This is a genomic window from Cobetia sp. PDI-23MA (genome assembly GCF_059507735.1).
On sequence record NZ_CM183352.1, the window covers coordinates 2,372,614 to 2,385,654 of the forward strand.

Consider the following 13,041-nt stretch of genomic DNA (forward strand, 5'->3'; position numbering starts at 1 on the left):
TCATGTCACATGGACGTCTGGCATTGCCTTTCACCGCTTCAGCTTCCGCCCTCATGCACGCGGACGCTCGCGCGCAAGAGAGCCTCGGGGAGCAAGGCCTTTCACCGACAACCTCCGTGGCTAGCGCGATCGAAAAACTGCGCCAGCTCAAGATGTCGGATGATGCCGTCCTGACACGTCCGCCAGCTCAGCCCGACGTCTCGCGTGGTGCTGAATTGTACACTCCGGGGCAGCCACCCTCTGCTCACATCCGACCGGGAGGCGGCCGCCGGCGCGTCTTCATGTTGCTGCAGGGGGTGTGCTCGCCCTTCTTCCTACATCTGGCGAAAAAGCTCAAGCAGGATGGCCATGAGGTCATCAAGGTCAACTTCAACAGCGGCGACAGCTTCTACTGGCGCCACGACAAGGCGTATGCCTATCGCGGCAAGCTCGAGGACCTCGGCGACTGGATCGCCGATCTGTGGCGCAAGCACCACGTCACCGATCAGGTATTGTTCGGCGACCGACGTCCGGTACATCGTGATGCCGTGCTCAAAGCAGAATATCTCGGCATCCGTACCCACGTGTTCGAGGAGGGCTACTTCCGCCCTTACTGGGTGACGCTGGAGCGCGAAGGCGTCAATGGCCATTCCTTGCTGCCACGCGATCCTGACTGGTTCCTCGAGGCAGGCAGGCACCTTGTAGATGCCCCCACGCCACAGCGTTTCAAGGCGCCATTTTGGGAGCGTGCACGCCACGACATGACTTACCACTTGGCTGGTGCCGCCAACCCACTCCTGTTCCCACGTTATAGACCACACAGCATTAACGCGGTGGAAGAGTATTGTGGCTATGCCACGCGCCTCCCCCTGATGCGCTGGTACAAGCGGCGGGATGCCGGGCGCATCGAGCAACTAATGCGCAGCGGGGCACCTTTCTACCTATTGCCATTACAGCTCAATACCGACGCCCAAATTCGTCACCACTCGCGTTTCTCGAATATGCAGGAAGTGATCCAGCGTGTGATGAAGAGCTTTTCCCTGAATACTCCCAGCGGAGCTCGGCTCGTTATCAAGAACCATCCGTTGGACATGGGCTTGGTAGATTACGCGAAGCTGATTCGAAAACTTGAGCGTCGCTATGATGTGATCGGACGCATCGTCTACCTAGAAAGTGGCAATCTAGAGAACCTCCTTCAGCATGCCAAGGGGATGATCACCGTCAACAGCACCACCGGCAATGTCGCACTGCAGTACCGTTGCCCGACGTATTGCATGGGAGATCCGATCTTCAACTTGCCTGGCTTGACTTTCCAAGGGTCCTTGCATGACTTCTGGATCGACGGCACGAGGCCAGATACTACCCTGTTCCGAAGCTTCCGCAATACGGTCATCCATACCGTGCAACTCAATGGGGGGTTTTACAGCAAGCCGGGCATGCAACTCGCCGTGAGGGGGGCCACGAAGATACTGTGTGCCGAGCGCTCTCCCCTAGAGCAGATGCTGAGTCGCGGCTGAAAATGCAGCAGACTGCTGGATCAATAATTGAGGTGAGACAAGCCAATGATGACAGCCTCTCTCACCCGACCATAACGAGAAACGCAAGGGAACTGCCGACCTTGGGTGTCGGGATTCAAGGAGACCAAAGATGACGGCCATGCCTCCCCAGCAGCCAGAGCCCACCGACGCTGAGCGCACCGCTGACACTCACCGAGCGGATAATCGACCTGCAGAGAGCGACGCCAGTGCGCAAGCCGCGCAGGATGCCAGCCGCCTGCGACGCATCCTGATCACCGGTGCCACGGGCGAGATCGGCGGCGCCCTGGCGCGCGCCTACGCTGAGACGGGCACCACGCTGATTCTCACCGGCCGCAAGCAGCGCAAGCTCGATGCGATCGCCAACGACTGCCGCAAGCTGGGCGCCGAGGTGGAATGCACGGTACTCAACCTGTGTGATGAAGAGACCCTGTTCACCTGGCTGGATGAAGTCTGCGCGCGCGGCGTTCCGGACATCGCCATCGCCAATGCCGGCATGAATACCGATATCGGCCCCCAGGGCAACGGAGAGCGCTGGGAGGATTCACGCCGCCTGCTGCAGACCAACGTGATCGGCACGCTGGGCATGGCCCATCATCTGGCCATGGCGATGAAGCAGCGAGGCAATGGCCAGCTGGTACTGCTCAGCTCCCTGGCGGCGTGGCATGGCCTGGCATTGACGCCCAGCTACAGCGGCAGCAAGGCGGCGGTCAAGGCATATGGCGAAGGCCTGCGCAGCTGGCTCAAACCCCATGGCGTAGGGGTCACCGTCGTCATGCCCGGCTATGTCACCTCGCCGATGTGTGAAGCCATGCCAGGGCCCAAACCCTTCGAGATGCCACCCGAGAAGGCCGCACGCCGCATTCTCAAGGGGGCAGCGCGCAACCGGGCGCGTATCAGCTTCCCCTTCCCGCTCAACTTCGGGTGCTGGTGGTTGAGTGTCCTGCCCGCCGGAATCTCCCAGCGCCTGCTCGGGTGGTTCAATTACACTCATTGATCGGGGCTTGCGTCTTCGTGAACCGTGAACCTAAGGCCTGAACCGTGAGCGGGGCCGCCATGCGCAGCAGGCGATGACTCGGCGTTTTTCCATTGTCATGACAATGAGTTAGCGTAATACCCCAGTACCTGCCACTGGAGTACATCGTGCAGGATCGATAAGGAAGACAGTGGCGGGAACGCCATAGCGGCAGTTGAACACGCTGGAACGATCAGGATCTGGACACCAGAGCGCCTGAAAATACTGCGGCGAGGGGCCGACTTGTCACTCCCCTCGTCGCCATGGATCTTGATCAAGGTCGAGTACTCGACCAGACACTACACAGCCCCTGCGACGACAGAGGCTAACGAGGTCGGCATTACATGGAGTTTGTCATTGCGTTTGTGTCTTTCATGTCCGGGCCACTGCTGGTCGGCCTCGGGATGACGCTGGGGCTTGAGCATCTGCTGCTGAAACAGATGACGACACCGCCAGCCGCATTCTGGCGTCGCCCCGTCAGCGCCAGGCTGGCACATGTTGGATACTGGTGCGCCAGCTGGTCACTGTGCACCTTGATCACCCAGCGGCCCTGGTTCTCGCTGATCGTCGTCAATGCGCTGTGGCTGGTGGTGCTGCAGGTCAGCCACACCAAGTACGTGTCGCTGCGTGAACCCTTCCTCAGCCAGGACTTCGAGTACTTCACCGACGCCATCAAGCACCCGCGCCTGTACATCCCCTTCTTCGGCATCGGGCTGACCATCGCCGCGACCACGGCAGGAGTGCTGGCGATCGGCCTGGGGTTCTGGCTCGAGCCCGCGCTGGGCTTCTCCACCGCCTATTCAGGCAATGCCGCTTTGTGGCTGGTGCCGTTGATCAGCGTACTGATCGGTGCGAGCCTCCTGGTCTACGCCCTGGGCAACCGTCTGGCCAGCAAGGTAATGCTGGTCCACGAATTCGATCTTAGTGAGCTGGGCATGGTGCCCTACCTGCTGGCCTATGCGCGACTGGCGCGTCGCCCGCTGACGCCACTGCGCAATCCGTTGGAGGAGGCACAGCGCGAACTCGACGCCACCTTGCGCGAACTCGATGACGAGGACGCCACCAAGGCACTGCCCCATGTGGTCAGCGTGCAGAGCGAATCCTTCTTCGATGCCCGCCGCGTCTATCCCCGGGTACGTGACGACCTGCTGCCGAACCTGGACCGCTGCCACTTCACCGCCCTGGCCCAGGGGCTGCCGTGTGGTCGTCTGGCCGTGCCGGCCTGGGGCGCCAATACCGTGCGCACCGAAACCGCCTTTCTGACGGGGCTGACCGCCGAAGAGCTCGGCGTGCACCAGTTCAACCCCTACCATCAGCTGGCGCGTCGCGCCGTGCCCAATCTGGCCGCCAGCTACAAGGCAATGGGCTACCGCACGCTGTGCATCCACCCTTACCCGGGCACCTTCTATCTGCGCAATCAGGTGCTGAAACAGCTCGGTTTCGATGAATTCCTTGACATCGCCCACTTCAGCGATGCCGACAGGAGCGGCCAATACATCAGCGATGCCGCCGTGGCGGCCAAGGTCGAAGACTGCCTGCTGGAAGCCGGCGACACGCCGTTGTTCATCCAGGTAATCACCATGGAGAATCATGGCCCGCTGCATCTGGAAACTTTCGACAGCACACGTCTGGCGGAATGGTATGACGGAGACCTGCCGGAGAACTGTCGGGAACTGGGCATCTATCTGCGCCATCTGGTGAATGCCGATGCGATGATCGAACAGCTCAACACCGCGCTGGCACGACTGCCACGCGGCGGGCTGCTGTGTTTCTATGGAGACCATGTGCCGATCATGCCCGAGGTCTATACGACCCTGGGCGAGCCCAATGGCGTGACCGACTGCTTCATCTGGTCCAGCATCCTGCCGGAGTCCGGCGACACCGCCCGCCAGACCATGGCGGCCGTACACGACGAGAACCCGGAACTGATGGAGTGGGCCCTTGATTGTGAAGGGCCCTTCAAGACTGACGAGCAATGCCGCAAGGGCGACCCGCGCGTCATCAATATCGATACATTAGGAAGTGCGCTGCTGAAGGCGACCGCGAAACATGCTCGCCACAGTGCCGTGACTCAGAAGTTCAGGAGCTTGTCATGACCCGACGCGTTGCCATCATCGGCGCAGCCAGCCGTTTCCCCGGCACCACTCAGGCCACTCTGTGGGACGACCTCCTGGCCGGCAAGGACATGGTGACCGAAGTCGCCGACGACCGCTGGAGCAAGGATTCTCTCTCGCATCCGGACAAGAAAGCCCCAGGCATGAGCTACAGCTTCGCCGCAGGCTCACTGGGCGACATCACGGGTTTCGACCCGGCCTTCTTCGGCATCAGCCCGCGCGAAGCCGCCAGCATGGACCCCCAGCAACGCATGTTGCTGGAGATGAGCTGGGAAGCCATCGAGCACGCCGGTATCCCGGCCGAGAAGATGCGCGGCTCACGCTGTGGCGTCTTCATGGGCATCGCGAGCCTGGACTACTCCTATCGCATGGCGGATGACCTGAGCGCCATCGGCCCGAATACCGCCACCGGCAATACCTCCAGCGTGGCCTCGAATCGCCTGTCGTATGCCTTCGATCTGCACGGCCCGAGCCTGTCGCTGGATACCGCCTGCTCTTCTTCGATGGTCGCCTTCCATCAGGCCTGCCAGTCGATCAGAAGCGGCGAGACCGACATGGCGCTGACCGGTGGCATCAGCCTGCATCTGCACCCTTACGGCTTCCTGATCTTCTCCAAGGCCACGATGCTGTCGAAGACCGGCCGCTGTCAGGTCTTCGATGAGGCCGGCGACGGCTATGCGCGATCAGAAGGCGGCGGCGTCTTCCTGCTCAAGGATCTCGACCAGGCCATCGTTGATGGCGATCGTATCCTTGCCGTAGTGGCCTCTTCGGTGGTCAATACCGACGGCTACAAGTCCGGCCTGACCGTGCCCAACCCGTCGGCGCAGATCCAGCTGATGGAACAGGCTTGCGAGCAGGCCGGCATCAGCCCGGACGAGATCGACTACCTCGAGGCCCACGGCACCGGTACCGCGGTCGGTGACCCGCTGGAAACCCGCGCCATTGGTGCTGCCATCGGCCAGAAGCGCACCAGTCCGCTGCCGATCGGCTCGATCAAAAGCAACATGGGACACCTGGAAACCGCCTCTGGCGTGGCCGGGCTGGCCAAGGCACTGGGGGTGATCGCGCACCGTGAAGTTCCGGCGACGATCAAGATCCAGCGCCTGAATCCGAAGATTCGTAGCGACGAGTGGAATCTGGATATCGTCACCCAGCCGCGCAAGCTCAAGGCGGAAGGTCGCCTGGTCGTCGGCGTCAACTCCTTCGGCTTCGGTGGCGCCAATGCCCACGTGCTGCTGGAAAGCGCCCCCGAACAGTCGGTAGCGCAACCGAGCAGTGAAGGTGAACAGACGCCGCCGCTGCGCCTGAGCGCCCGTTCCCCACAGGCGCTCAAGCAATCCGCACTGGAGCTGGCAGAGCACCTGCGTGAGCTCGCCGACCACGACATGGCGCCCAGCCTTTACGATCTCGCCTGGCAGCTGGCCGCCCGCCGCGAGCACCATGTGCATGGTGCCCTGCTCAGCGCAGATAACTTCACCACCCTGCTTCAAGACCTCGATACCCTCGGCAGCGAAGGGGATCTCGGCGACCATCCGCGTATCACCCTGGCGGACCGTCTGCCGGCATTACCAAGCGCCAGTGACAATGATGCATCACCCCGTGCCACGACGAATGCCCCGACTCCCGTACAGGAGCGCGGCCCGGTGTTCGTGTATTCCGGCAATGGCTGCCAGTGGGTCGGCATGGGCCGTGTCCTGCTGGAAGAATCCGCCAGCGTGCGCGCCTGCCTCGAGCGCCTCGACGTCGCCTTCCGTGCCTTCAATGGCTTCGAGTTGCTCAAGGAGCTGGACGGCAGCCTGAGCGAGAAAGGCGAGAACCGCCTGGACGCCACCGAGATCGCCCAGCCGACGCTGTTCGCGCTGCAGGTCGCGGTCACCGAATGGCTGATCGAACGCGGTATCCGCCCCGCTGCGGTCAACGGCCACAGCGTCGGTGAAGTCGCTGCCGCCTGGGCCAGTGGCGCGCTGACACTCGAACAGGCTACCCGCGTCATCTTCCAGCGCAGCTACCACCAGGGGCGCACCCGTGGCACCGGCGCGATGATGGCCGTCGGCCTTGGCGAGTGCGAGATGCGCGAATGGCTGGAGCAGCCGCAATGGGCCTCGCTGTCACTGGCCGGCATCAATGGCCCGCGCGGCACCACCTTGGCCGGCGAGCGTGAGCTGCTGGAAGCGTTGAGCAAGGAACTCTCCGCCCAGGGCACCTTCGCACGGGTACTGGGGCTTGACTACGCCTTCCACAGCCCGGCGATGGACACGATCAAGTCCGGCCTGCTTGAATCCCTCGACGGCCTGAAGCCCCGCGCCACCCATACCCCGTTCATCTCCACCGTCACCGGCAGCGTCATTGCCGGCGAGCAGCTGGATGCACGCTACTGGTGGGAAAACATCCGTCAGCCGGTCATGTTCGAGGCCGCTATCACCTCACTGGTCAACTGGCACGCCGATGCGGAAAAGAACACTGCCCTCGGCCGCCATCGCCTGCTGATCGAGATCGGCGCGCACCCGATCCTGCGCAGCTACCTGAACGACATCCTCAAGGCGCGCAGTGAAGAAGCGCCCGCCGGCCAGGTGCTCGCCAGTCTCGACCGTCGCCATGCCGGGCTAGACGCCCTGGAGCATCTGCGCGGTCGCGTGCTGCTCTCCGGCGCCGTCGACATCAGTCGCCTGTTCCCGGTCGCCGGTCAGTTCGTCGAGCTGCCAAGCTACCCGTGGCAACGCATCCCGTGCTGGATCCAGACCACCAGCGAAAGCCAGCGTCTGCTGGATCGTCATTACGTACATCCGCTGCTCGGCTATCGTCTCGCCCAGCAGCGTCTGACCTGGGAAGCCCAGCTCGATACCCAGAAGGTCGCGTGGCTGGCCGATCACCAGGTCGGCGAGAGTGCCGTCTTCCCGGGCGCCGGCTATCTGGAGCAATGCCTGGCCGCCGCCCACGAATGGCAGGCCGCCGGCGCCGATGCGGGCAGCCTGCCCGACGTGCTGGATCTGGAAGACTTCGAGATTCGCGCCCCGCTGCTGCTTGATGACAGCACGCTGCGTCTGACCCGCCTGTCACTGGACAGCGCCAATGGCGCCATGCGTCTGGAGAGTCGTGAGACACGCGCGGAGGATGCCGACAAGTGGAATCTGCACGCCGTGGCGCGCGCCTTCACCGCCACCCGTGGACGCCTGCTGGAGCGAGCCGCCCCGATCATGCCCACTCGCGCCGCCGATTTCGGCCGCGATGAGCACGTGGCGGCTGCCGCGCAACTCGGCCTGCATTATGGCCCGCATTTCCGTGCCGTCGAGCAGATCTGGGTCGACGCGGGCGCCGACCATCACGCACCGGGCACTGCGCGTCCGCAGGTGCTGGCCCGCTTCTCGCTGACCGAGGAAATGGCCAGCCAGGATGCCGACTTCCACCTGCACCCCGGCGTGCTCGACAGCGCCTTCCAGCTGTTCATTCCGCTGCTTGGCGTGCTAGAGGGCCAGATGGCGGCCAGCAATGGCATGGCCTTCGTGCCGGTGCGCGTGGGGCGCCTGCAGGTGCGTGAGCAGGTACGCGCCTCGCAGATCATCACCGCGCGCGTCGTGCTGCGCTCGCGTGGCCCGCACTCCCTGTGTGCCGACTTCGAGCTGTTCGACGCCGAAGGCCGCGCAGTAGCAGTTGCCGAAGAGGCCCGCTTCCGCGCCGTACGCCTGGGGCGTGATGGCACGGCGCATCTGGATTACCTGGATATCGAACTGACTGCCGCACCGCACCCGCTCACCCAGCCGTCCACGCCGGCATTGGATCTCGCAGACCTGGTGAATGACGCCATGCAGGCGTCAGACGCTGCCGATAGTGTTGTGGAAGGTCATGAGAATGTTGGTGAGGGCGACGCGACCGCCAGTGCACAGGTGCTACTGGCCGACAGCCAAAGCTACCGCGATGAGCTGGAGCCGCTGCTCGACAGCCTGATGCTCGCCAGCGTCCACGAAACCCTGCTGCGTCACGCCGCGCCGGGCGACCCGGAGCAGGCCCATCTGGATCACGAGGCACTGTCGCGCTGGCAGCGCCGTTGTCCGCTGTTCAGCCGTGCCCTGCTCGACTGGGCCGAGTCGCAAGGCCTGACGGAAGCACTCGACAGCGGCGACTGGCAGATCAACTCGCTGGATCTGCCCGCCGCCAATGACATCTGGCAGCTGCTGGTACATGACTATCCGGGCCAGTTGCCGCTGACGCATGCCGCCGGTCGCCTGCACCTGCATCTGGATGAATGGCTCAATCGCGGCATGCCGTTGGGTGGGACTCAGTCAGAAAGGACTCAGCCAGAAGGAACTCAGCTGGACGGCACCGCTGATGAAACGGTGGCAGATCGCGAGGCGCTGCTCTCGACGGACGCCAGTGCCGCACTGGAACATCTGCGCCAGCCGCTGATCCCGACGCTGCTCAAGACGGCAGTCGGCTATGCCGGCTGGCAGTGGTTGAGCGCACAGCTTGATCAACGCATCAGCAGCGCGCTTGCCACTCTGCCTGCCGGCCAGCGCCTCGATGTGCTGGAGCTGGGTGCCGGCGGCCCCTGGCTGGGCCAGCGTCTCGCGACACTGCGCGAGGCGGATGCACGCAACGGGCGCTTCGCAGCGCTGGATTACCGCTTCGTGGCCGCCAGTGCCGGTGCCCTCAGTGAAGCCAATCGCCTGCAGGATGACTTGCCACTGATCGACGTGATCACTGGCGAGACCTTCCAGGACACTGTCACGACCCACAAGGCGCAGCTCGCCATCGTGCATCTGGACTTCGAAGCACCGTCACAGGCGCGCGAGCTGCTGACAGCGCTGATCGCCCGTCTGGCGCCCGGCGCGCAGCTGCTGCTGTATGGCTGTGAACCGGCGGCCTGGGCCGGGCCAATTCTGGCCCTCAATGATGGTGAGCAGCTGCGCAGTCATCCAGGCATCGCCCAATGGCAACGTCTCTTGACCCAGCTGGGCCTCGACATCGAGTCACCAGCGCCTGCCAGCGATAACCTGACCAGCGATCACTTGAGCACTGAAACATCAGGTGCCTGGTGGCTGTCCGCGACGCTTGCTGCCAAGACGCCGCTTGCAGCTCTTACGGAAACCGCTGAAGGCCAGACGGCGGCAGATGAATCAGTCGAGAGTGAATCAGTGGCAAGCCAAGCCGCTACGCTCTCCATCGCGCTGCTGGATAGCCCGCAGGCACCGGCAGATCAGGCACTACTCACGCGCTTGAGTGACTCACTGGCCGCGCGCGGCCATCAGGTCAACCATCACCGCCTGTCAGCGACTCTGCCAGCGGACGGGTCCGCATTGATCGAGCAGCTCGGCGACGTTGATCACCTGATCGCGTTGCCTGACGCTGTCGCAAAGGGTGAGCAGAGCGACGCGGATCACACCAACGTCCTCCAGTGCGCACGCCTACAGCTGCTGGCGCAGATCGCCCAGGCCTTTGACAGCGCCCAGGAGCAGGACGACAGTCGCCTCGCCCCGACCCTGTGGGTGCTGACACATGACGTGGCGACGCTGTGGCAGACAGATGGCGCCCCCGCAGCGACTCCTCCGGCGGATGCGGCCAGCTGGGGCTTTGCGCGCAGTCTGGCCAACGAGAGCCAGTCGCTGGCCATACGCCTGCTGGATACGCCGGCGCTTGGGCACGACACCGTCAACACGCTGGCCTTGATGGGCGCGCTGGTGCAGGAATTCGAAGCGCCGGACCACGAACAGGAAGTGGTCCTGGATGCCAATGGCGCCCGCTTCGCGACACGCCTGCGTCAGGTAGCGGCTCCTCAGCAGGCCGCTGGTGGCGAAAGCTCCCTCTCGCAGACCTCAGGTGCTCAGACATCAGTCTCTACAGCCACAGGCACTCAGCGCCTCGGCGTCAGTCTCGGCTTCAGCCAGCCCGGTCAATTGCGCAATCTGGAGTGGCATCCACGGATTCTGCCCGCCGTAGCAGCCGATGAAGTCGAAGTGCGTGTCGAGGCGACCGGTCTCAACTTTCGCGATGTCATGTACACCCTCGGCCTTCTGTCGGATGAAGCCATCGAACACGGTTTCTCCGGCCCGAGCCTGGGGCTCGAGTTCTCCGGCATCGTCACTCAAGCCGGCGCCAATGCCGAATTCAAGGTCGGCGATCGTGTGGTCGGCTTCGGCCCAGCCAGCTTCTCCGACCGACTGGTGATTGCCGACACGGCGCTGGCCCATGTGCCCCACGGCGTCAGCCTGGAAGCCGCGGCGACCATCCCGACCACCTTCTTCACCGTCTACTACGCGCTCAAGCATCTTGCGCGGCTCGAAAAAGGTGAGAAGGTACTGATTCACGGCGCCGCCGGCGGCGTGGGTATCGCGGCACTGCAGATCGCCGGGTGGCTAGGCGCCGAGGTGTTCGCCACCGTCGGCTCGCCGGCCAAGCGTGACTTTCTCGCGCTGATGGGCATCGATAACGTCTATGACTCGCGCAGCCATGGCTTCGCCGAGAATATCCTGGCCGATCTCGCTGCACGCCAGCAGCGCGATCCATCCGTGGATGCCCGTGGTGTCGATGTGGTGCTCAACTCGCTGGCCGGTGAAGCCATCGCCCAGAACCTGCGCGTGCTCAAGCCGTTCGGGCGCTTCTGTGAACTGGGCAAGCGCGATTTCTACGAGAACACCCCGATGGGGCTGCGCCCGTTCCGCAACAATTTGAGCTACTTCGGCATCGATTCCGATCAGCTGATGAAGGAATGCCCTGGCCTAACCACGCGTCTGTTCCGCGAGATGATGGCGCTGTTCGAGGACGGTACCCTGGCGCCGCTGCCCTACACCACCTTCGATGCCAGCCAGGTGGTCGAAGCCTTCCGCTACATGCAGCAGGCCCGCCAGATCGGCAAGGTCGTCGTCACTCAGCGCACTGCCGAACCCGCCGCTGAGCAGACAGCTAGTGCAGTGCCCGCTAGTTCAGACGCAATAACGGCCAATGCAAAGACACTGACGATCGACCCGGCGGGCAGCTATCTGGTCACCGGCGGTCTGGGCGGCTTTGGCCTGCGCAGCGCCGAATGGCTGGCCATGATGGGCGCGCGTGAGCTGGTCCTGCTCGGGCGCTCCGGCGCGGCCAGTGAGGAAGCGCAGCAAGGCGTCGCGCGTCTCGAGGCCCAAGGGGTGAACGTGCATGCGCTGGCCTGTGATGTCGCCGATGACGCCGCGTTATCAAAGGTGTTCGCACGCTTCGGCAAGTTCGCTGACGCCGATGGCATCGCACCGCTCAAGGGCATCATCCATGCCGCCGCGGTGATCGATGATGCGCTGATTCGCCACCTCGATGCCGAGCGCATCCAGCGCGTGATGACGCCGAAGCTGGAAGGCGCACGCCTACTGGACCGCCTGAGTGCCGAGCATGCGCTGGATTTCTTCGTGCTCTACTCCTCGGCCACCACCCTGTTCGGCAACCCGGGACAGAGCGTCTACGTGGCGGCCAACCACTGGCTGGAAGGCCTCGCCGCCAACCGTCGTTCGCGTGGCCTGCCCGCCACCTGCGCACGCTGGGGCGCGATCGAGGATGCCGGCTTCCTAGCTCGCAACGAAAAGACCCTTGAAGCGCTCAAGAATCGCCTCGGCGGCGATGCACTGATTGCAGACCACGCGCTGGCCTGTCTCGGCGAGATGATCAGTGCGGATCAGCACGCCCAGGCACTCGGCCTGCCAGGACGCTCATTGGGCGTGCTGGAACTGGACTGGGGCGCGCTTGCACGCTTCCTGCCGACCGCCGCCACGCCACGCTTCGAGGAAATCGCCCGCCGCGCCGGTGAGGATGACAACAGCCAGGCGCAGCAGGATGATATCGCCGCGGCACTGGCGGGCTTGAGCGGCGAAGCGCTGCAGACCGCCATCGTCGAGATTCTCAAGGGCGAGCTGAGCAAGATTCTGTTGATCGACGCCAGCGCCATCGACGTCAACAAGAGCGTCTATGACATGGGCTTCGACTCGCTGATGGGGGTCGAGCTGATGACGGCAGTCGAGGCACGCCTGGGCATCAGTATTCCGGTGATGATGATCAGTGAAGCCGCTACCCTGTGGCGACTCGCGGAGCGCCTGATGCACAAGATGGGCAACACCGACGGCGAGGAAGCCGAAATCAGCTCGGAAGACAAGGCCATGGCGCAGCTGGTAAAGCAGCATGGCGGTGAAGCAGCCACAGTGACTTCAGAACGCGGTGAGATGGTCAGCAAGTAACGCGTAATACTAAATGATCATCCAGTCCTGAAATAGGTTAATACTTTTGTAGCTCAAACGAGCGCAATTTTGCATCGGTCGTTTGAGCTCCATGGCCATGTGAGGCTGAATTTCCTAGATTCGTAGAATAACCGCAGCACTTTGGAACGCACGGTAGAGGCAGGAGGCTTGGATACCGCGGGTGCTGCACTTGTTGCTTGAATTCAGGA

The 13,041-nt window shown here is 63.4% G+C and carries 4 protein-coding genes; all 4 read left to right on the plus strand.

Annotated features, from left to right (window positions below; translation table 11 throughout):
• The first annotated feature begins 2 nt into the window (after positions 1-2).
• The gene (locus tag AC5WNJ_RS10060) at positions 3-1,496 is read left to right on the plus strand and encodes a capsule polysaccharide biogenesis protein (RefSeq protein ID WP_495929555.1); all 1,494 of its coding nucleotides are present in this window, start codon (positions 3-5) and stop codon (positions 1,494-1,496) included.
• A 130-nt stretch (positions 1,497-1,626) separates the two neighbouring features.
• A complete protein-coding gene (locus AC5WNJ_RS10065) occupies positions 1,627-2,511 on the plus strand; it encodes an SDR family NAD(P)-dependent oxidoreductase (protein WP_495929557.1) in 885 nt (294 codons plus the stop codon).
• 392 nt (positions 2,512-2,903) lie between these two features.
• A complete protein-coding gene (locus tag AC5WNJ_RS10070; RefSeq protein WP_495929559.1) occupies positions 2,904-4,625 on the plus strand; it encodes an LTA synthase family protein in 1,722 nt (573 codons plus the stop codon).
• A complete protein-coding gene (locus tag AC5WNJ_RS10075) occupies positions 4,622-12,832 on the plus strand; it encodes a type I polyketide synthase (protein ID WP_495929561.1) in 8,211 nt (2,736 codons plus the stop codon). The genes AC5WNJ_RS10070 and AC5WNJ_RS10075 overlap by 4 nt, the downstream gene beginning before the upstream one ends.
• Positions 12,833-13,041 lie beyond the last annotated feature (209 nt).